Source organism: Herbaspirillum rubrisubalbicans (genome assembly GCF_003719195.1).
GTDB classification, from domain to species: Bacteria; Pseudomonadota; Gammaproteobacteria; order Burkholderiales; family Burkholderiaceae_D; genus Herbaspirillum; species Herbaspirillum rubrisubalbicans.
Window position 1 is genome coordinate 4,930,059 of the sequence record NZ_CP024996.1, and the last position, 20,450, is coordinate 4,950,508.

General features: G+C 61.2%; 17 protein-coding genes. 12 read left to right on the forward strand and 5 right to left on the reverse strand.

The annotated features are described in order from the left end of the window. Window positions 1-11: 11 nt before the first annotated feature. The 10 genes from RC54_RS21980 to RC54_RS22025 all read left to right on the forward strand — a co-directional run bounded on the left by RC54_RS21980 (window position 12) and on the right by RC54_RS22025 (window position 12,576). Window positions 12-1,865, forward strand: coding sequence for a glycosyltransferase (locus RC54_RS21980; protein ID WP_164471233.1), 1,854 nt, complete (start codon window positions 12-14; stop codon window positions 1,863-1,865). Beyond that, on the forward strand, window positions 1,862-2,734 hold the full coding sequence (locus RC54_RS21985) for a DUF707 domain-containing protein (RefSeq protein ID WP_058896927.1): 873 nt from the start codon (window positions 1,862-1,864) through the stop codon (window positions 2,732-2,734). The genes RC54_RS21980 and RC54_RS21985 overlap by 4 nt, the downstream gene beginning before the upstream one ends. A gap of 10 nt (window positions 2,735-2,744) precedes the next feature. Continuing rightward, on the forward strand, window positions 2,745-3,872 hold the full coding sequence (glf, locus tag RC54_RS21990; protein WP_061790374.1) for a UDP-galactopyranose mutase: 1,128 nt from the start codon (window positions 2,745-2,747) through the stop codon (window positions 3,870-3,872). Next, complete coding sequence (galU, locus tag RC54_RS21995) at window positions 3,856-4,695, forward strand: UTP--glucose-1-phosphate uridylyltransferase GalU (protein ID WP_058896929.1); 840 nt, start codon at window positions 3,856-3,858, stop codon at window positions 4,693-4,695. The genes glf and galU overlap by 17 nt, the downstream gene beginning before the upstream one ends. 23 nt (window positions 4,696-4,718) lie before the next feature. Next, on the forward strand, window positions 4,719-5,918 hold the full coding sequence (locus RC54_RS22000; protein ID WP_061790373.1) for a polysaccharide biosynthesis/export family protein: 1,200 nt from the start codon (window positions 4,719-4,721) through the stop codon (window positions 5,916-5,918). A gap of 8 nt (window positions 5,919-5,926) precedes the next feature. Continuing rightward, the gene (locus RC54_RS22005; protein WP_058896931.1) at window positions 5,927-6,943 is read left to right on the forward strand and encodes a capsular polysaccharide export protein, LipB/KpsS family; all 1,017 of its coding nucleotides are present in this window, start codon (window positions 5,927-5,929) and stop codon (window positions 6,941-6,943) included. After that, window positions 6,940-8,163, forward strand: a complete 1,224-nt coding sequence (locus RC54_RS22010; protein ID WP_174526143.1) for a capsule biosynthesis protein — start codon at window positions 6,940-6,942, stop codon at window positions 8,161-8,163. Before RC54_RS22005 ends, RC54_RS22010 begins: the two co-directional genes overlap by 4 nt. After that, entirely contained in the window at window positions 8,160-8,936 is a 777-nt protein-coding gene (locus RC54_RS22015) for an SDR family NAD(P)-dependent oxidoreductase (protein WP_058896932.1), read from the forward strand. Before RC54_RS22010 ends, RC54_RS22015 begins: the two co-directional genes overlap by 4 nt. Then, window positions 8,917-10,446, forward strand: a complete 1,530-nt coding sequence (locus tag RC54_RS22020; protein WP_244216400.1) for an LTA synthase family protein — start codon at window positions 8,917-8,919, stop codon at window positions 10,444-10,446. The genes RC54_RS22015 and RC54_RS22020 overlap by 20 nt, the downstream gene beginning before the upstream one ends. A gap of 336 nt (window positions 10,447-10,782) precedes the next feature. Then, complete coding sequence (locus tag RC54_RS22025) at window positions 10,783-12,576, forward strand: methyl-accepting chemotaxis protein (protein WP_061790371.1); 1,794 nt, start codon at window positions 10,783-10,785, stop codon at window positions 12,574-12,576. Between the two features lie 10 nt (window positions 12,577-12,586). Here RC54_RS22025 and RC54_RS22030 read toward each other — a convergent pair whose 3' ends face one another. Then, entirely contained in the window at window positions 12,587-13,324 is a 738-nt protein-coding gene (locus RC54_RS22030) for an OmpA/MotB family protein (protein ID WP_244216401.1), read from the reverse strand. Beyond that, on the reverse strand, window positions 13,290-13,973 hold the full coding sequence (locus RC54_RS22035) for a hypothetical protein (protein ID WP_061790369.1): 684 nt from the start codon (window positions 13,971-13,973) through the stop codon (window positions 13,290-13,292). Before RC54_RS22035 ends, RC54_RS22030 begins: the two co-directional genes overlap by 35 nt. Window positions 13,974-14,193: 220 nt before the next feature. Here RC54_RS22035 and RC54_RS22040 point away from each other — a divergent pair, with 220 nt between their 5' ends. After that, the gene (locus RC54_RS22040; protein ID WP_061790368.1) at window positions 14,194-15,051 is read left to right on the forward strand and encodes an alpha/beta hydrolase family protein; all 858 of its coding nucleotides are present in this window, start codon (window positions 14,194-14,196) and stop codon (window positions 15,049-15,051) included. A gap of 74 nt (window positions 15,052-15,125) precedes the next feature. On the opposite strand, the gene mqo is transcribed toward RC54_RS22040, so the two are convergent. Next, window positions 15,126-16,748, reverse strand: coding sequence for a malate dehydrogenase (quinone) (gene mqo / locus RC54_RS22045; RefSeq protein WP_373281459.1), 1,623 nt, complete (start codon window positions 16,746-16,748; stop codon window positions 15,126-15,128). A 517-nt stretch (window positions 16,749-17,265) separates the two neighbouring features. Between mqo and cheD the strand changes: the two genes are divergently transcribed. Further along, on the forward strand, window positions 17,266-17,877 hold the full coding sequence (gene cheD, locus RC54_RS22050) for a chemoreceptor glutamine deamidase CheD (protein ID WP_058896939.1): 612 nt from the start codon (window positions 17,266-17,268) through the stop codon (window positions 17,875-17,877). 91 nt (window positions 17,878-17,968) lie between these two features. On the opposite strand, the gene otnI is transcribed toward cheD, so the two are convergent. Continuing rightward, window positions 17,969-18,772 (reverse strand): 2-oxo-tetronate isomerase, encoded by an 804-nt coding sequence (gene otnI / locus RC54_RS22055; RefSeq protein ID WP_058896940.1) that lies wholly within the window; start codon window positions 18,770-18,772, stop codon window positions 17,969-17,971. A 118-nt stretch (window positions 18,773-18,890) separates the two neighbouring features. Next, complete coding sequence (locus tag RC54_RS22060; protein WP_058896941.1) at window positions 18,891-20,204, reverse strand: MFS transporter; 1,314 nt, start codon at window positions 20,202-20,204, stop codon at window positions 18,891-18,893. Window positions 20,205-20,450 lie beyond the last annotated feature (246 nt).

The window sequence follows — 20,450 nt, forward strand, 5'->3', positions numbered from 1 at the left end:
GAATGCTGTCCATGAAAAAAACCGGCAATACCATCAAGACGAGCAATAACAATACGGTGCAGGAAATCTTCTTTTCCACGAATGCCACAATCGAGGCGTTGTACCTGCGCACCCTGCATGGCCATGCGGAACTGGTGGACGACGTGCTGTGCCTGGAACAGGATACCAAGCTCTCTTTCAATACCTACTTCAATAGCTTTTATGAGAGCTACTGGTCCCAGATTTCCAGCCTGGATGATCTCTTCCTGGACATCGAATTCTCTGGTTCGCTGATCATCGAAGTGTTCCGAGATACGCATCACCAAGGCTGTCAGCGCATCACCCATCTCCGCCTGGATGCCGACCGCCAGGAGCAACGCAGCATCCCGCTAAACGCTCTGGGTTCATCCATCGGCGTCACCGGCCGCCTGTTCGTCGATGTCATGTCACGCAAGAACAGTCGGCTCGTCAGCCTGCGCTTCGCAACCAGTTCAGCGGTCAGGCGCAAGGCCAGGATCAGCCTGGGCATCTGTACCTTTCAGCGTGAAAAGTTCGTGCTGCGCAATCTGAAATCACTGCTGGGCATGACGGCATTGCAGCCGGGCTTGGCGCGCATCATTCTGGTCAACCAGGGCGGCACGTTAAAGCTCCCCGAACTGCAACGTCTGATCGATTCTTCCGCACGTGTCCTATTGATTCAGCAAGGCAATCTGGGAGGATGCGGTGGCTTTACGCGCACCATGCATGAGGCCCTGAAGATAGGTGAGGTGACCCATCACGTTTTGATGGACGATGATGCTGTGCTCGACACGCGATTGCTGCAAAACCTGATCTCGCTGCTGAGTTTTGTTGATGACGATGTGGTCATCGGCGGGCACATGCTGGATATGCTGCGACCACAGTTCCTGTACGAGGCAGGAGCGCAGGTCCGCGACAACACCAGGATCATCCCTCTGCATCACAACGTCGACCTGCGCTCAATCGATGCACTGCACCGCTTCAATGCTTTCCAGGCAGTCGACTACAACGCCTGGTGGTTCTGCACCGTGCCTATCGAACAAATCCGCATGGCGCAATTCCCCGCCCCCATCTTCATCCGCGGCGATGACATGGAATACGGATTGCGCCTGCAAGAACAGGGTAACCGGACCGTCGCCATGCCCGGCATCGCGGTCTGGCATGAACCCTTTTACGTCAAGGTCGGCAGCTGGCAGTTGTACTACGACCTGCGCAACCGTCTGATCCTGGCCGCCAGCTATCCGCATCGCTTCCGCATGGAGTCCCCCCTGGACGTACTGTGGTGGATGCTCAAGTCGGCGGCTTCCCACGACTATCTCTCGGCAGCATTGCTGGCCAAGGCAGTCAACGACTTTCTGGCAGGACCGACGCTCATGGAACAGAACTCCGAAGCGATCCATGCGAGCGTTTCCCGCCTGACCAAATCGCTGGCGCAACCATCCACCAGCGAACACGATCTGCCGCCAGCTCCACAACGCCTGCGCCGTCTGCCGCGTTCCGACTGGGGGCTGGCACTGTTGTTGACCTGGCGCATCGCCAGCACGTTACTGCTGGCCGGATGGAGCCGACCGCGCCTACTAATGGATCACGAGGCCAGCCTGGCCAACATCCACACTGGTGCCTACGTCAAGACCAACGGTATCCGCAGTTACCGCCTGCGCTACTTGCCCCACCGTATGCGCTTGCTGCAGGCCTTGCACACCTCGTTTTCGGTCTGGCTGGCTTATCGGCGCCGCCGCAAGGAAGCCGCACAGCAATGGAAGAACGATATCGCGCGCTTGCGCAGCATCACCACCTGGCAGACGATCTTCCACACCAATGCGCCACAACAGCCTGGGAGCATGAAGCAGCCCGGCGCACGCGGATGAGTCAGGCGCGTTGCCTGGTCCTGATCCGCGCAGGCAAGGATCACTGCTTTTCGGCGCTGACCCGCACACCAAGAACGAACCGTTCCTGGGATCTGGCTCTGAGCATCTATGACGATACGCCTGTTCCATGTGGTACACAGGTCGAATGGGTACATCGATATCCAGGTGGCAAGTGGAGCGGTATCTGGCAGTTCTTTACCGAGCATGGCGCCGCCCTCAATGGTTACGACTACTACTGGCTGGTCGATGACGATGTCGAGATCGATACCCCTGGCCTGGAGCGGCTACTGGCACATGTTCGCCACCACCGTTTCGAACTGGCCCAGCCTGCACTGACGCCGGACAGCTACTACTCGCACCGTCTGACCCTGGCATGCCCAGGCCTGCGGCACCGGCATACCAACTTGGTCGAGATCATGGCACCGCTGCTGTCGGCGGCTCTGCTTGGCCGCATCCTGCCACTGATACGAGATACCGACAGCGGCTTTGGGCTGGACTGGCTATGGCAGCGCATGGTCCCTGAGCCGCATCGTCAGATCGCCATCATCGACCTCGCTCCGGTACGCCACGCCAGGCCACTCAGGCAGCACTTGCGTAACGCCATGGCCAGCAAGGGCGCGACACCGGAACAAGAACGCAGCAGGCTAAGCAAGGCCCATGGATTGCGGCGCCTGCACGGCGTCGCAATCGCGGCACTGACCAGCGACGGCCAGTGCATCCGATCGCGGCTGCGGCTGGCGCTGTACATGGCGCGCGGCTATTGGAGCATACGCCAGGACATTACCCGACGTCCTTGGACTGCCGCCCAGACAGTGATACTGATCTATCGCCAATTGTTTTCCCCCCTGGGTTATCACCATCCTTCATAAGGACATTGACATGTATGACTACCTGATAGTCGGTGCCGGCCTGTTCGGTGCCACATTCGCGCGCCTGGCAACCGACGCGGGAAAGCGCTGCCTGGTCATCGACCAACGCCGCCACTTGGCCGGCAACTGCTACACCGAAGAACGCGAAGGCATCCATATCCATGCCTATGGTCCGCACATCTTCCATTGCAACGACAGTCGGATATGGAACTTCGTCAATCGCTTCGCCGAATTCAACCATTTCCGCAATTCGCCCCTGGCCATGTGCGCAGAGAAGGTCTATTCACTGCCCTTCAGCATGTACACCTTCAACCAGTTGTGGGGTGTGACCAGTCCCCAAGCAGCACGCGCCATCATCGAGGAACAGCGCCTGAAGCTGGAGCGCGAACCGGCCAACCTGGAAGAGCAGGCACTGGCCCTGGTTGGCAGCGACATCTATCACACCTTGATTCGCGACTACACCCGCAAGCAATGGCAGAAGGATCCGCGCGAACTGCCCGCCGCCATCATCAAACGACTACCACTGCGCTTTAGCTGGGACAACAATTACTTCAATGACCGTTACCAGGGTATTCCTGTGGGCGGCTATACCGCCATGTTCGAGCACATGCTGGAAGGCGTAGAAGTTCGCCTGGGCATCGATTATCTGGAGCAACGCAGCGCGCTGGCCACGCTGGCCAACCACACCATCTTTACCGGGCGCATCGATGCCTTCTACGACTATCGCTTCGGCGAACTGGAGTACCGCACCCTGCGCTTCGATTCGCAGTGGCTGGAAATCGACAATTTCCAGGGTGTAGCGGTGGTCAACTATCCACAGCCGGAGCTCCCCTGGACACGCATCATCGAGCACAAGCACTTTCAGGCAGACGCTACGCTGCAGATGCCGCGTACCATCATCACACGCGAAATCCCCGACCAGTGGCAACGCGACAAAACCCCTTACTACCCCATCGGCGATGACACCAACATGGCGCTGTTCCGACGCTACCAAGCGCTGGCCGCGCATGAAACCCATGTCAGCTTCGGCGGCCGCCTGGCCGAGTATCGCTACTACGATATGCACCAGGTGATCGGATCGGCCATGGCCAAGGCCCGTAAGCTACTGCAAGGAGACTGCCATGAAGCCGCTGCGTAAGGCGATCTTCCCGGTGGCAGGACTGGGTACGCGCCTGCTTCCCGCCACCAAATCCATTCCCAAGGAAATGCTGACCATCGTCGATCGGCCACTCATCCATTACGCGGTGAGCGAAGCCATCGAAGCCGGAATCGAGGTACTGATCTTTGTCACCAGTCGCGGCAAGCGCGCCATTGCCGACTACTTCGATTACCACCCCGAACTGGAAGCCGAACTACAAGCCAAGGGAAAACTGGAGGTATTGGCGAGCGTGCGCAACATCATTCCCCCGCACGTGAGCTGTGTTTTCATTCACCAGGCCCGTCCGCTCGGCCTGGGACATGCAGTATTGTGTGCGGCCGAAATGATCGACGATGAACCCTTTGCCGTCCTGCTTCCAGACGACCTGATCGATGGCACCTCGCAAGGTGCGCTGGCACAACTGGCGCAATTGCATCGGCAGACCAGTGCCTCGGTGCTGGCCATCGAGGAAGTGCCGCGCGACAAGGTCCACCAATACGGCATCATCGCTTCCTCCACGAGCCAAGCCGGAGCGGCCGTCATCGACGCTATCGTTGAGAAACCCTCGCCGGCCACGGCTCCTTCCAACTGGAGCGTGGTGGGGCGCTACATTCTGCCGCCCCAGGTCATGCGCGCCCTGGCCACACAAGCGCCCAGCGTGGGCGGCGAGATCCAGCTCACCGATGCCATTGCCAGTTGCCTGCCGGCGGAAAAATTCCTCGGTCATCCCTTGCATGGCCGTCGCTTCGATTGCGGCAACAAGGAGGGTTTTATCGAGGCCAACCTGCACTTCAGCCTAAAACAGGCTGCGCAGCAGCAATAGGTGCACGGCCGAGGAATATTGCGATGAGATTTATTGCACCCACGTCCCTCCCCAAGGCGACGCGCCGTCCGGTCACTACCCTAGCCTCCTCCGTGGTAGCCATCGCGCTGCCGATGATGCTGTGCGCTTGTGCATCGGGCGGTCACTGGCTACCCTCGGCCGGCCCGGCGGCCACGCAGGTGGTCACACAAGATATGCGCCACGCACAAGTTGCCGTGATCGATGTCAACGACGCAGTCACCCGGCGCCTGCTGGCGGCGCAACGCGTCGACTCCTTTTCGGCGTCACTGGCCAGCCCGTCAGCCATTGCGCACACCGTGGGACCCGGCGACGTGCTGGAGATCTCGCTGTGGGAGGCGCCACCAGCCACCTTGTTCGGCACCACGGGCAGCGATCCCCGCAGCACACTATCGGGTGCCCGCCAGGTTACCTTGCCGCAGCAGATCATTCACGCCGATGGCATGATCAACATTCCCTTCGGCGGCGCGATTTTGGTGGCTGGCAAGACGGCGCAACAGATCGAGCAGGATATCCGTCAACGTCTGGCTGGCAAAGCCAACCAGCCTCAAGTGTTGGTACGCGTGGCCCACAATGCCACACGCAACGTCACGGTGGTCGGCGAAGTGACCCAGAGCCTGCGTATGCCCTTGACGGCAAAAGGCGAGCGGATGCTCGACGCCATCGCCGCCGCTGGTGGCGTGCGCCAGCAGGTCAATAAAATGACGGTCCAGCTAAGCCGCAAGGGCAATGTACTGTCCATGCCGTTGGAACGGGTGGTCCGCGAACCGCAAGAGAACGTCCTGCTGCAGCCAGGTGATGTATTGACCCTGCTGTTCCAACCCTTGAGCTTTACCGCCCTGGGAGCCATCGGCAAGAACGAGGAAATCAGCTTCGAAGCGCATGGCATCAGTCTGGCACAAGCCCTGGGCCGTATTGCCGGGTTGCGCGACAACCAAGCCGATGCGCGCGGAATCTTCATCTTCCGCTTCGAAGAAGCGACCGTGGTGGCGGCACAGCCGCAGGCAAACGCGTCAGATCGAATCCCGGTGGTCTACCGGATCGACCTTAGCGATCCGCGTGCTTTCCTGCTGGCACAGCATTTCCCGCTGAAGAACCAGGATGTGCTCTACGTGGCCAATGCTCCCGCTGCCGAACTGCAGAAGTTCCTGGGCATCGTGACCTCCTCGTTGTTTTCGGTGAGCAATCTGCTCAACCTCCGCTAGTCAATCCGATGATGATCCATGCGCTCGATTTCTCTCACTGGAAACGTTCGTCACTGCGACGCTTCCTGGCGCCGGCCAACGTCAAGTTCGTCAACCACATTGCGCAAGTCCCGCAACGCGCAACCTTGGCCGTATGGGGGATGCGCAATGTGCCCGCAGCTAGCGCGCGCCACTTGAGCGTGTTGCGTATCGAAGATGGCTTCTTGCGCTCGGTCGGTCTGGGCGCCGACCTGATCAGGCCAGTGTCCTGGGTAGTAGATCGTCTGGGGATGCATTTCGACCCAAGTCACCCTTCCGAACTGGAAATGCTGCTGGCACAGACCGTGTTTTCCACCCCACTGCTGCAGCGCGCTGCAGCTCTGCGCAAACGGATCGTAGCCAACCGGCTCACCAAGTACAACATCGGCGGAACCGGCTGGCAACGGCCGGCGCACGCCACGCGCGTCATTCTGGTTCCAGGCCAGGTGCAAAGCGATGCCTCGCTGTTGTTTGGTGCACCGGGCATCAAGACCAACCAGGAACTCCTGCGCGCGGTACGCCACGCCCATCCGAGCGCCCACGTGATCTACAAGCCGCATCCCGATGTGCTCGCCGGGCTGCGTGGCTCAGCCCGTGAAGAAGTGGCTGCCAGCGACCTTTACGATCAACTGGTCACCGAGGCCTGCATGGCCGAGTTGCTGGATCAGGTCGACGAGGTACACTGCCTGACCTCGCTGACCGGCTTCGAAGCCTTGCTGCGCGACAAACCCGTCAGTTGCTACGGATTGCCCTTCTACGCCGGCTGGGGCCTGACCACAGACATGCTTGCCATCCCCCGACGACAGCGGCGACTGGCCTTGGACGAACTGGTAGCGGCGGCATTGATTCTCTATCCGCGTTACCTGGATTGGGAACGAAATCGGCTGGTCCCCCCGGAAGAAGCACTGGAGCAGCTAATGACGCGGCGTGACCAGAGCGCTCCCGGCACCCCGGTCTGGCGCAAGGTCTTCCGGCTGGCACTGCGCTGGCACAAGGGCATGACGTGAAGCGCAACTTCCTGATGCTGCAGGGACCGGCGAGTCCATTCTTCGCCCGGCTGGCGCAGCGCCTGCGCCAAGATGGTCATCACGTCCACCGCATCCATTTCTGTGCGGGGGATGCCCTCCATACCGGTGCCAGCAGTACGGTCGCCTTTCGTGGCAAGCCAGACACGCTGCCGGCCTTCCTGGCGCAACAGTACGCACGCCATCACATCAGCGATCAACTGCTTTTCGGTGACCAGCGTCCCCTGCACCGCCTGGCCGTAGAACAGGCGCGCAAAGCCGGCGTGCGCAATCATGTCTTCGAAGAAGGCTACTTCCGCCCCTACTGGATTACGCTGGAACGCGAAGGCGTGAACGCCTGCTCACTGCTGCCGCGCGATCCACGCTGGTATCTCGCTACCGCCGCCAGGCTGCCGGAGTTGCCAGTACCGACCACCTTTAACTCGCCCTTCTCGCATCGCGCCCTGCATGACATCACCTATCACGCAGCCGGCGCGGCCAATCCGCTGCTATTCCCCGCGTACCGCAATCACGCCGGCATCACGGCAGCCACCGAATACGCTGCCTACGTGCGGCGCTTCAGCAAGCTGTGGCTGATGCGTCAACGCGAAGAACACCTGCTGGACCAAATCCTGGCATCGTCCCAACCGCGCTTCGTATTGCCTCTGCAACTCAATACCGATGCCCAGATCCAGGCTCATTCCACCTTCGCCCACATGGGGCAGGTAATCGACCTTGTCATGACCTCGTTTGCGCGACACGCTGCGCCACAAGCCATTCTGGTGATCAAGAATCACCCGCTGGATCCTGGCTGCATGGATCATGCGCGCTTGGTAGCGCGTTGCCAGGAACGATTGGGACTGGATGGGCGCGTGTATTACCTGGAACAAGCAGACCTATCCACTTTACTGGCGGGCGCAGCAGGGATGGTCACCGTCAACAGTACCGCGGGCTTGGTCGCGCTGCAAAACAAGCTGCCCACCCATGCCCTGAGTACGGCGATCTACCGACTGCCTGGCTTGACCCATATGACAACACTGGACCACTTCTGGCAAGAGCCCCAGCCCCCCGATCCGCTCCTGTTCGATGCATTTCGGCGCTGCGTGCTGCATACCACCCAGCTCAACGGTGGCTTTCATTGCGCAGCGGGTATCGCCATGGCGGTAGAACACGCGGCGCACGTGGTATGTGCAGCACGCTCACCGCTGGAGGAACTGCAATGAAACATCCCCGACGCATTCTCATCACCGGGGCTACCGGCGCCATCGGTAGCGCACTGGCCATTCGGTATGCGGCACCCGGCATACACCTGCTGTTGCAGGGACGCCGGAGCGAACTGCTGGCGGGTCTGCAATGGCAGTGCCTTGAACGCGGCGCCGCAGTGGAAACGGTAACGCTCGACCTGTGCGACCGGCAGGAGCTGGCAGCCTGGCTGGACCAGATCTGCCAAGCGCCTCTTCCAGAACTGGTCATTCTCAATGCCGGCCTCAACACCCATATCGGACCGCGTGGCGAACCTGAACCATGGGCGCAGGTAGAGGCGGTGATGGAAGTCAACCTGAGAGCCAGCATCTTCATCGCCCAACGCCTGCTGCCCGGTATGCTCGCACGCGGGTATGGGCAACTGGCCCTGATGAGTTCGCTGGCCGCCTGCTTCGGGTTGCCGGTCACACCCGCTTATTGCGCCACCAAGGCTGGCCTGAAAGCCTACGGCCAAGCGCTGCGCGGCTGGCTCTCCCCGCGGGGAATTGAAGTCAACGTCATTCTTCCAGGCTATGTGAACTCCCCCATGTGTCACGACATGCCGGGACCCAAGCCTTTTCTTTGGAGCGCGCGCAGGGCGGCGCAGTATATCCAACACGGTCTGGCTCGCAACCGGGCCAGTATCAGCTTCCCCTTTCCGCTGAACTGGGGCGCCTGGTGGTTGCAGATACTACCGACGGCGTTATCGCTGCGCATTCTGGGTTGGCTAGGGTATGAACGCCATGGCCATTGAGACTATCCTGATGGACGCCAGCGCAGCCAGCCTGGCTGGACTGCTACTGAGTGTTCTGCTGGAACAGATGATGCGACCGCGCCCCTGCTTACGCCGACCGGCCAGCGCCTGGTCCTTGCATAGCGGCCTCTGTCTGGGTGTGCAAGCACTGCTGACACTGCTGCTAGGCCGGCCCTGGTTCGCCCTGACGATCACCATGGCCCTGCTATTGCTGCTGGTCCTTGTCAACAACGCCAAGTTGCGTGCTTTGCATGAACCCTTCGTGTTTCAGGATCATGAATACTTTCTCGACGCCCTTCGCTACCCGCGTCTTTACCTGCCCTTCCTGGGTTGGGCAAAAGTGGCCGGTGCCACGGCAGCAGCAGCTATCGCCATTGCACTGGGTCTGTTCGGGGAAATACCATCACCCGGTCAGTGGGATGGTAGCGGACTGGCGGGCATACAGTCAGCAATACTATTGACGGCGACCCTGCTCATCGCACTGGGCACAGTTCGACTGCCGACGATACATCTCCAACCCGAGCAGGATGTGAAAGCCCTCGGCTTGCTGGCTTGCCTGTGGAGCTACGGACGACACTCACGACAGCCCTGGCACGCCGCGTCACCCTTCGCGCAACTCAAGGCACCTGCGGCGACCGGGCCATTACCACATCTGGTCGCCATACAAAGCGAATCCTTCTTCGATCCCCGCCCCTACTTTCCTGGCATCCGCCCGGAGATCCTCAGTCAGTTCGATCTGTTGCGCCAGGAGGGCCTGGCCAGCGGGAAACTGCAAGTGCCTGCCTGGGGAGCCAACACGGTCCGCAGTGAGTGCGCATTCCTGACCGGAATCCCCAATGCAGCATTGGGCATTCATCGCTTCAACCCATATGCGGCATTGGCCGCACACTCACAACAGCTCGGCCTGGCGAGCTACCTCAAGCAGTTGGGCTATCGGACCATCCTGCTCCATCCTTATCATCGGCAGTTCTATCGACGTGACCGCGTACACACGATACTTGGATTCGACGAATTTCATGACATTACCGCCTTCAGCGACGCCGACCGCAGCGGTCCCTACATCGGCGATCTTGCCTTGGCCGACAAGGTTGCGGCCTGGCTGAAAGAGGCTCACACCCCGCTGTTCATCCATGTCATCACGATGGAAAACCATGGCCCCTTGCATCTGGAACAGTGCGACGCCAGTGACGTGCAGGCGCTGTATGACAGTGCGCCCGAGCCAGGCTGCACCGACCTGACGGTCTATTTACGCCATCTGCGACACGCAGACCAGATGATAGGCCGACTCCGCCAGAGCCTGGAACAAACCCCGCGGGGCGCCAGCCTGTGCTGGTACGGCGACCATGTGCCGATCATGCCCGAGGTCTATCGACATCATGGCCGCCCGCCCGGTGAAGTCGACTACGTCTACTGGAGTAAGGATCGTCGCAATAGGCAAGCACCCGGCATGATGCAGATCGAGAACCTGGCGCTGACATGGTTGCGTGAGCTGGGGTTGATAGTCCTCTGACCTCTGATATCAGCCTTCGGACGCAGACATGCGATCACCAAAAATAAGAATTCCCTCGCAATTGCATCATCGATGCCATCCAAACGACACCGGCATCGATAGCATTTCAGTGCGCCCTTCAAGCCTGACAAGCGCCCGGAACAGCCGTCCTGTCATCGCAGCGAAACCATATTGTCAGCCCACCGTCAGAAACCACCTCGGAACAACATAAGCGCACTGTTTGCCCCCTCCAAACAGCACAATCTGCGGCCTGGCGACACCTATCTCGACTATTCGTGGACAGCCCACAGGGCCTTTGCTAGCCTGACCTGACTCCACTCAAAATTACACATCCACATGCTCACTTCCATTCGCGCTCGCGTAGTCTGCGCCTTCGTTGCGCTGGTTGTCTTTTCCGTGGTGGTCAGCACCGCCACCAATTACCTGATCGCCCGGGATAGTATGTGGGACGCCACTGACAGCAATCTCTCCACATCCGTGAGCGACCATGCCCGCGTGATCGGCGACTGGGTAGCTGAAAAGACACACCTGGTCGACTCCTTGCAGGACGTCGTGCTGACCGACTCCCCCGACGCCATGCTCAAGCAGATCCAGGTCGCCGGTGGCTTCTACGATGTGGGCGTGGGCTACCCCGACAAGAAGACCAAGTTTACCGACTGGCCCAATATCCCCGCCACCTATGATCCCACCAGCCGTCCCTGGTACAAGGGCGCAGTGCAGGCCGGCAAGCCGGCAGCCATTCCCTATATCAGCACCAGCAAGCTCTTGCTGGTAGCGCTGGCCATTCCGGTGATGCGCGAAGGCACTCTCAAGGCGGTACTGGTGGGTGACGTCGCACTCGATAGCGTGGTGGACACGATCAAGTCGATCCACCCTACGCCCGAGAGTTTCGGGATGCTGATCGACCAGAACGGTCGCATCATCGCTCACCCCAACGCCGACCTGCGCTTCAAGCAAGTCACCGATATCGCCCCGGAATTCAGCCAGTTGATCTCCTCTGCTGAAGGCAATACGGCCGCCCCTATGAAGATCGTGGTCGACGGTCGCACCAAGCTGGTTCGCGCCCAGAAAATCCGCGGCACCGACTGGAGCATCGTAATCGCCATCGATGAAGCCGAAGCAATGGCCGGTGCGCGCTCTCTGCTCAATGCCTCGCTGCTGGCCCTGCTGCTCATCGTCGGCATCGCCTCGATGATCGGCGTAGCCGTGACCACGAAGGCGTTCCGTCGCCTCGGTCAGGTCAGCCAGGCCATGACGGCCATCGGCTCGGGCAGCGGCGACCTCACGCAACGCCTGCCCGATCAGGGCAAGGACGAAGTGGCCATCATCTCGCGCTCCTTCAACCAGTTCGTCGGCCAGTTGCAAAACGTGATGCTCGATATCCACGAAGCCAGCGAAGCGGTGCGCACCGCCTCCAATGAAATTGCCACGGCCAACCAGGATCTGTCATCGCGCACCGAATCGGCCGCGGCCAGCCTGGAGCAGACAGCGGCATCGATGGCCGAGATTTCGGAGACGGTGGGTCGTTCCACGGCCGCAGCGCAAGAGGCTGATCAGCGTTCCAGCACTGCCACCGAGATTGCCTCGCAAGGTGGCAAGGTGGTCTCCGACGCCGTCTCCACCATGGGCGAGATCGAAAAGGTATCCGGCCAGATCGGCGCCATCATCAGCGTCATCGATGGCATCGCTTTCCAGACCAATATCCTGGCCTTGAATGCCGCGGTGGAAGCCGCACGTGCCGGTGAACAGGGGCGCGGCTTCGCAGTGGTGGCACATGAAGTGCGCAGCCTGGCCCAGCGTAGCGCCGAGGCCGCGCGCGAGGTCAAGGAACTGGTCGAAACCACGGTGTCGCGAGTCTCTGCGGGATCGGTACAAGTGCGCCAGGCCGGCAAGACCATGGGCGAGATCGTGACCCAGTCGGCCGATGTGCAATCGCTCATTTCGGGGATCGCCCGCGCCACGGGCGAACAGACGCGCGGCATCCAGGAAGTCAATCGCGCAGTGATCCAACTCGATTCCATGGTGCAGCAGAACGCCGCCCTGGTGGAGCAATCGGCCGCCGCGTCGGCCACCTTGCAGACGCAGGCCAATACCCTGGCCTCCACCATCGGCCGCTTCAGGATATCCTGAGCATCAGTTATCAGTTGCTTGCGCCGTTGACGAACCTGACCTCCACCCGGCGATTGCGTTCGTCACTGGCGGCCAATCCCGGCAGCGGTTGTGAATCGCCATAGCCGGCCACGATCACCCGGCGCGCCGCTTGCGGGGCGCTGTGGCCGACCAGCAGCAGACGTGCTTGGCGGGCGCGAGCAGCAGAGAGCGTGAAATTGTCGTCATAGACGGTGCAATAGGCACGCACGTCGGTGACCGGCGCCTTGACCGGCTTGTCATCGGTGTGCCCTTCTACATAGATGCGGCCGGCCGGGTTGCGGGTCAGGTAGTCAGCGATACGCTCCTCGACCTGGGCGAAGGCCGCGCGTGCCTCCGGTTCGATGCAGGCACTGCCACGGCGGAAAGCGCCTTCCTTCAAGGTGATCTTGCCGGCCTCGGTATCGACGGCGACCAGGTTAGCAGCGCCCTGCTGCGCAAAGACCGTCTGTACCTCTCGCAACACGCCCGTCAACCCGGGACCGTCCGCTTCCCGGCGGGCCGTGCTTGTCGGTGCGGCGGCTGGCGCTGGTGTTGCTGCTGGCGCAGGCGGCGGCTGTATCGGCAGGGCGGCCTGCACTACGTGCGTGACACCCGCGCGGGTAGCGACCAATAGCACCATCAGTACCGCCGCCAGTGCAGCCATCAGGCCGCTGGCGGCCACCCATACATGGTCCGATTCCTTCATCGCCACCTCAGGAAGCACGCGCAGCGGTCTGCTGCAACGCATCCAGCAATTCGCCGTGGCGCAGGTGCGCGCGCTGGGCTTCGGCCTGTTGCGCCACCAGCAGGGCATTGCCGCTCTGGGTGATGGCCTCGACCAGGCGCTGCTGCTGCTGGGCTTGCTGCTGTGACTGACGCTGCACGGCGGCGTCGGTGAGTGCCTGGAGCGTCGCCAGACTCCAGGCCAGGCGCGCCTGTTCATGTGGACGGACGGTGTTCCAACTCTTCAGGATCAGAAAGGCGAGCAGGCCCCAGACGGCGCTCTTGAATTGGCTGCCCAGTGCATCAATGACGGACCCCAGCGCAGCTTGTGCATCAGGCACGCCCACTGCGCTCAAGGCCAGGCCCAGGCCGATGAAGGTGCCGAGCAGTCCCAGCATCAGCATCAGGCCGGGCAGCACGACGGCCCACCGTTCGGCGGCCGTGGCCACCGCCTGGCTCAGTTGTTCAGGAGTGGTGGTAAGAGGCAAGCTGGCCGGCTGGTCAGCGATGCGAATCAGGCGCGCCTGCCACTGCGCGGGTTGCGCCGTGCGTGCCAGCAGCAGCGGCAAGGCTATCACCGGGGCCAATGCCAGCAGCGCCAGCAAACATTGCAGGCCGCCATAGGCCGAGCCATCCCAGTGCGGCAAGAGAAAATTCCACAAGGCCTTATCCATGCTGATCTGCCCCCGCAGCGGTGTCGAACAAGTTCATCGCTCCCCCTTCGTCTGTTGTCATGTTGATTGACGACCAGCCTGGAAGATTATCAGAAACACTACACAAAAGTTCATATACCGCCATCACGCGCCCGCCTCATGGGCCAAACATGGGGCAGGAACGTTCAGATCTTCATACCGTGCGCTTGCGGGCCGTTTCCACTCCGGCGACAATCCGGCCATGCGTCTGCCTCCCTTTTTCCACTCCTTGCTGCCCTCTGTCATGCTGGCGGCCCTGCTGGCCGGCTGTACCAGCGATCCCTTGCGCCATGCCGATGCCATCTCCGACAGGAGCGACCTGCAGCGCGAGGAAGTGCGCGGCGGCCGCTTCCTGTTGACCAGCTATGTCCACGCCAGGAAGCGCGCGCCACTGCTGCGGGTCTATATCGAAGGCGATGGCCGCGCCTGGATCACGCGCAGCCAGCACTCGCTGGACCCCACCCCGATCACCGCCATGGGCCTGCGGCTGGCGGCCAACGACGGCGGCGACGTGGTGTACCTGGCGCGGCCCTGCCAGTTCACGTCAATGACACGCAATCCCGATTGCCAGCCCGCCTACTGGACCGGCCTGCGCTATGGCTCAGAGGTGGTGACGTCCATGGATGAAGCCTTGAGCTACTATGTGGCGCGCCTGCAGCCCGATAGGCTGGAGCTGGTGGGTTACTCTGGAGGTGGTTCGATCGCGGTGTTGCTGGCGGCGCGCCGCAAGGACGTCAGCGCCATCCGCACCGTGGCCGGCAACCTCGACCACGTCGCCATGAACCGCTGGCATGAGGTGTCACAGATGCCGCGCTCACTCAATCCCATCGACTTCGCCGCGCAGGTGGCGCACATCCCGCAACTGCACGTGAGTGGTAGCGAAGACAAGGTCATCCCCACCGCCATCACCCGCACATTCGTGGCGCGCGCCGCGCCCTGCGCCGCGCTCAAAGTGGTGCCGGGCATGAAGCATGAAAGCGACTGGGGTGCGCTGTGGCCGGAGCTGCTGCAGGTGCCACTGCCTTGCGCGGCGAACTCCTCTGATACCAGAGGACAATAAAAAAGGGTAGCCACCGGGCTACCCTTTTTCAATCCTGCTCAGCTCAATCCTGCTCAATCCTGCCCTACCAGCATTTACAGCGCCATGTCAGCCGCTGCATTGGCCTTGGGCTTTTCCATGCTGCCATTGACCGCATCCTTGGCCGCCTTGGGAGCGATCACCGGCGGCGGGGCCAGTTGCAGCACCTCGGCGGTATAGGCCCACTCCTTGGCGACCTGATCCGGGTGGTCGTTCAACTTGATGCCATAGCTGGGCACGATCTGGCGCACCTTCTGCTGCCATTCGGGCGTGGCCAGCTTGTCCTTGAAGACCTTCTGCAACACGCTCAGCATGATCGGTGCCGCCGTCGAGGCGCCCGGCGAAGCACCCAGCAGGCCGGCCATGCTGCCATCGGCCGACGCCACGATCTCGGTGCCCAGCTTCAACACTCCGCCCTTCTGGTCGTCGCGCTTGATGATCTGCACGCGCTGGCCGGCTTGCCACAGGCGCCAGTCTTCCTTCTTGGCATTGGGGAAGTATTCCTTCAGGGCCGCAAAGCGCTGGTCGTCGGAGAGCATCAACTGGCCGGCCAGGTATTCCACCAGCGGGTATTCATCGATACCGACGCGGGCCATGGGCCAGACGTTGTGGGTGGTGGTGGCCGAGAACAGGTCCCACAACGATCCTTGCTTCAAGAACTTGGTCGAGAAGGTGGCGAAGGGGCCAAACAGGATCACTCGCTTGCCATCGAGCACACGGGTATCCAGGTGCGGCACCGACATGGGCGGTGCGCCCACGGAGGCCTTGCCATAGGCCTTGGCCAGGTGACGCTCGGCAATGGCCGGGTTGTCGGTAATGAGGAAGGAACCGCCCACCGGGAAGGCGGCGTAATCACACGCCTCGGGGATGCCGGACTTCTGCAGCAACTTCAGGGCGCCACCACCGGCACCGATGAAGACGAACTTGGCATCGGTCTCGGTGAGGCTGCCATCCTTGAGGTTCTTGTAGCTGATGCGCCAGGTGCCATCGGCGTTGCGGGTGATGTCGCGCACTTCGCTGGAGAGCTTCAGGGCGAAGTTGGGACGGCTTTGCAGGTAGGCGGCAAACTGGCGGGTGATCTCGCCGAAGTTGACGTCGGTGCCCAGCGGGCTCCAGGTAGCGGCCAGCTTCTGGTTGGGATCGCGCCCTTCCATCATCAGCGGCACCCATTTCTTGATCTGCTCGTGGTCTTCCGAATACTGCATCCCGGCAAACAGCGGGCTGGCTTGCAGGGCTTGGTAGCGCTTCTTCAGGAAGGTCACGTTGTCCTCGCCCCAGATGAAGCTCATGTGCGGGGTGGAGTTGATGAAGGAGCGCGGGTTCTTCAACACGCCGTTCTTGACCTGCCAGGACCAGAACTGGCGCGAGATCTGGAAGGATTCATTGATCTCGATGGCCTTGGCAATCTGGACCTTGCCATCCTTGTCTTCAGGGGTGTAGTTCAGTTCGGCCAGGGCCGAGTGGCCGGTACCGGCATTGTTCCAGCCGTTGGAGCTTTCCTCAGCCACGCCATCGAGGCGCTCGACCATTTCCATCGACCAGCCCGGTTCCAGCTCATTGAGCCAGACGGCCAGCGTGGTGCTCATGATGCCGCCGCCGACCAGCAGCACATCGACCTTCTTGATATCGGCCGCCTGCGAGGCGGGCGTCACGACCAGCGCGACGACAAATCCCAGCATGGCCAGGAAGGATTTTTTCAACATTGTCTAATCCGTTTGTGATGGAGAGAGGGGCTGCCTCCCCGGCCCAGGGCTGGGGAGTCGGACAACCGGTACGGGACGTATCGAGCCGCGCCTGCCGTGGAGGGCAAGTGCGCCGGGATGCGTCACGGGCGTTGCCTGTGAGCAAAACGCCATCCGGGCATGGCTGCGCTGGGCCACGACGCACGCACCAGGTCTGTGCCTGGAGCCTGCCTGCCGGGTTCAACTGCCTGTCCGATTCCTTTCTCCGGCATTTGGGGAATGCCTGTATATCGTCTCCGTCAGAGCGGACCGGGATCGGGTCATGTCGAGGGGCGGCAGGGTACCATGAGCGGGAATATGCAGCGATTGCGGATATCCCTCATTCACGCCGGGTCATAAGCCTGTTGCACGCTAGGAAAATTCCCTATATCTGTGAGAGGATGCATGGCTGACAATGCCAGCACATATTCACCGTTCCTCACCGGGACGACTACAAGAATCATCAGGGGCCCCCATGCAGACCGTCATCAACAAGCCGGAAAATTTCGCGTCCTATGTCTACCATGACAAGGCCTTCGACTGCGCGACCGCCAAGATCCTGCCGGGGGAATATTTCTATACCGGTGAAGACATGATGATCGTCACCGTCCTCGGTTCCTGTGTCTCGGCCTGCCTGCGCGACCGCGTCACAGGCGTCGGTGGGATGAACCACTTCATGCTGCCCGATGGCGGCGGCGAAGCCGACAGCCCGGTCTCGGCCTCCATGCGCTATGGCACCTATGCCATGGAAGTCCTTATCAACGACGTCCTGAAGGCCGGTGCCCGGCGCGAGAACCTGGAATGCAAGGTCTTCGGCGGCGGCGCTGTATTGCGCGGCATGACTGCGATGAACGTAGGCGAGCGCAATGCCGCCTTCGTCAAGAACTACCTGTCGGCGGAGAAGATCCGCGTGGTGGCCGAAGACCTCAACGATGTCTGGCCGCGCAAGGTACATTTCTTCCCCCGTACCGGCAAGGTGCTGGTCAAGAAGATCAAGGATGCCGGCGCCGACCTGGTCAGCCGCGAGCGCGAATATGCTTCCAAGCTGCAGGCCAAGCCGGTGGGTGGGGAGATTGATCTGTTCTGAACTGGGAAATACGTTTACAAAAAAACGGAGCACATTAAATCTGCTCCGTTTTTCTTTTCTTGACTGAATGAGCGATACAGCTCTGAGTCCATCAAACCCTGAGCGTGGTCAGCCCCTGTTCCGCCAAATCCTTCAGCCAACCCAGCCCGGCCGAAGTTGCCCCGGCGGGGTTGTACTCGCAACCGATCCAACCCTGGTAGCCCAGAGTATCGATCAGCTTCAACAGATACGGATAGTTCAGTTCGCCCACGTCCGGCTCATGACGCTCGGGCACGCCGGCGATCTGGATGTGACCGATGCCGGGCATGTCGCGCTTCAACTTCACGGCCACGTCGCCTTCGACGATCTGGCAGTGGTAGCAGTCGAATTGCACCTTCAGGTTGGGCGCACCCACTTCGGCACAGATGGCTTGGGCATCATCCTGGCGGTTCAGGAAGAAGCCGGGGATGTTGCGGGTGTTGATCGGCTCGATGACCACGGTCAGGCCGGCGGCTTCGGCCTGGTGGGCGGCATATGAAAGATTGTCCAGGTACACCGCGCGATGGCGCGCGCGGTCTTGCCCCGGCTGGATCAGACCGGCCATGACGTGAAGCGTCTTGTTACCAATCACCGCGGCATACTTCAGCGCGTTGTCGATGCTGCGCTTGAATTCGTCTTCGCGGCCCGGCAGCGAAGCGATGCCACGCTCACCAGCGGCCCAGTCGCCCGGCGGCGCGTTGAACAGAGCCTGGGTCAGGCCGTTGGCCTCCAGACGCGACTTGATCTCTTCAGGCTGGTAGTCGTAGGGAAACAGGAACTCGACGCCGGAGAAGCCATCCTTGGCGGCGGCGGCGAAGCGGTCCAGAAAATCGTGTTCCACGTACATCATGCTCAGGTTGGCGGCAAAACGCAGCATCGGGTTCTCCTTGGTAACGAAGGGTGCCAGTGTAGCGCGCACAGCGCGCCAACACCGACGGTGCAAAAAACATCAAAGCCCGCAGGCAGTGCGTGCGGGCTTTGAACGGATGAAGAGCTTACTTGTTGACCACATCAGGCTTGGTGGCCAGGGTGGCAATCGAACCCACCACCAGCATCACGGCCAGCATGTACATGCCGGTGGCGTTGTTGTGGGTGAGATCCTTGAGGTAACCGATCAGGTAGGGGCTGACGAAACCGGCCAGGTTGCCCACCGAGTTGATGGCGGCAATACCAACGGCAGCCGCCGCACCCGACAGGAACGCGGTCGGCAGCGACCAGAACAGCGGTGCGCAGGTCAGCACGCCGGCCGCGGCCAACGACAGCGAGGCGATCGAGACAGCGGTGTTGTCGGCAAACAGAGCCGCACCGACGAAGCCTACGCCACCCATCAGGGCCGGCACCACCAGGTGCCAGCGACGTTCACGCAGACGGTCGGCGCTGCGGCCGATCAGGTTCATGGCAACGATGGCGCAACCGAACGGAATGGCCGAGAGCAGACCGATTTCCAGGTTACCCTTCACGCCGGTGGCCTTGACCAGGGTCGGCATCCACAGCGTGAGACCATATTGTCCCATGACAAAGGAGAAGTAGATCAGGCACATCAGCCAGACACGCGCATCCTTGACGATGGCGCCGAAGCCATGCTTGCTTTCCTTGCCCTTGGCATCACCATCGATGTCGGCTTGCAGGCTGGCCTTTTCTTCGTCAGTCAACCACTTGGCGCTCTTGACGTCATTGTCCAGGTACAAGACGGTTGCCACACCGATCAGCACGGCGGGAATGGCTTCGATCAGGAACATCCACTGCCAGCCTTCCAGGCCACCATTGTTGTGGAACGCATCCATGATCCAGCCCGACAGCGGGTTGCCCAGGATGCCGGCCACCGGGATGCCGGACATGAAGACCGCAATCACCTTGGCGCGACGATGCGAAGGGAACCAGTAGGTCAGGTACAGGATGATGCCGGGATAGAAACCGGCTTCGGCCAGACCCAGCAGAAAGCGCAGGATGTAGAACTGGGTCGCGTTCTGCACGAACATGAAGGCGGCCGACAGGATGCCCCAGGTAATCATGATGCGGGCGATCCAGATGCGGGCGCCGACCTTGTGCATCAGGATGTTGCTGGGCACTTCGAAGAGGAAGTAGCCGATGAAGAACAGACCTGCACCCAGACCGAAGACGGTCTCCGAAAAGCCCAGATCCTGCGACATCTGCAATTTGGCGAAGCCGACATTGACGCGATCCAGGTAAGCGATCACGTAGCACAGCATCAGGAATGGCATGATGCGCCAGAAGACTTTCTTGTACAGCCCATCCTTGGATTTGTCATTGACGTCGAGGCCGACGCCGGTAGTGCTTGCGGTAGTCATGGTGTTACATCTCCCTCAGAGTGTGGCGGCTGCAGAACAGCCGCTGGTTGCTTGGAGCCCGCGCGTTGACGGGCAATTTATGGATTCAATCGGGCCATCCGCATCCCTTGGGCGAGATGCGGATGGCGGGCATTGATTGGCCGGTCTGGTGCCGGCTTGGCTCCTGCTGGCGACCCACCGCCTTCCGTTGGGCGCAAGCAGGGCATGGCGGTCGGAGACGACCACCACGAAACGTTGTTGCAAATG

Excerpts from the sequence above, each read along its gene's own strand:
- RC54_RS21980 (WP_164471233.1), top strand. The coding sequence starts at position 12 with ATGAAAAAAACCGGCAATACCATCAAGACGAGCAATAACAATACGGTG.
- RC54_RS21985 (WP_058896927.1), top strand. The coding sequence starts at position 1,862 with ATGAGTCAGGCGCGTTGCCTGGTCCTGATCCGCGCAGGCAAGGATCAC.
- glf (WP_061790374.1), top strand. The coding sequence starts at position 2,745 with ATGTATGACTACCTGATAGTCGGTGCCGGCCTGTTCGGTGCCACATTC.
- galU (WP_058896929.1), top strand. The coding sequence starts at position 3,856 with ATGAAGCCGCTGCGTAAGGCGATCTTCCCGGTGGCAGGACTGGGTACG.
- RC54_RS22000 (WP_061790373.1), top strand. The coding sequence starts at position 4,719 with ATGAGATTTATTGCACCCACGTCCCTCCCCAAGGCGACGCGCCGTCCG.
- RC54_RS22005 (WP_058896931.1), top strand. The coding sequence starts at position 5,927 with ATGATGATCCATGCGCTCGATTTCTCTCACTGGAAACGTTCGTCACTG.
- RC54_RS22015 (WP_058896932.1), top strand. The coding sequence starts at position 8,160 with ATGAAACATCCCCGACGCATTCTCATCACCGGGGCTACCGGCGCCATC.
- RC54_RS22020 (WP_244216400.1), top strand. The coding sequence starts at position 8,917 with ATGAACGCCATGGCCATTGAGACTATCCTGATGGACGCCAGCGCAGCC.
- RC54_RS22025 (WP_061790371.1), top strand. The coding sequence starts at position 10,783 with ATGCTCACTTCCATTCGCGCTCGCGTAGTCTGCGCCTTCGTTGCGCTG.
- RC54_RS22030 (WP_244216401.1), bottom strand. The coding sequence starts at position 13,324 with ATGCGTTGCAGCAGACCGCTGCGCGTGCTTCCTGAGGTGGCGATGAAG.
- RC54_RS22035 (WP_061790369.1), bottom strand. The coding sequence starts at position 13,973 with ATGGATAAGGCCTTGTGGAATTTTCTCTTGCCGCACTGGGATGGCTCG.
- RC54_RS22040 (WP_061790368.1), top strand. The coding sequence starts at position 14,194 with ATGCGTCTGCCTCCCTTTTTCCACTCCTTGCTGCCCTCTGTCATGCTG.
- mqo (WP_373281459.1), bottom strand. The coding sequence starts at position 16,748 with ATGCTGGGATTTGTCGTCGCGCTGGTCGTGACGCCCGCCTCGCAGGCG.
- cheD (WP_058896939.1), top strand. The coding sequence starts at position 17,266 with ATGCAGACCGTCATCAACAAGCCGGAAAATTTCGCGTCCTATGTCTAC.
- otnI (WP_058896940.1), bottom strand. The coding sequence starts at position 18,772 with ATGCTGCGTTTTGCCGCCAACCTGAGCATGATGTACGTGGAACACGAT.
- RC54_RS22060 (WP_058896941.1), bottom strand. The coding sequence starts at position 20,204 with ATGACTACCGCAAGCACTACCGGCGTCGGCCTCGACGTCAATGACAAA.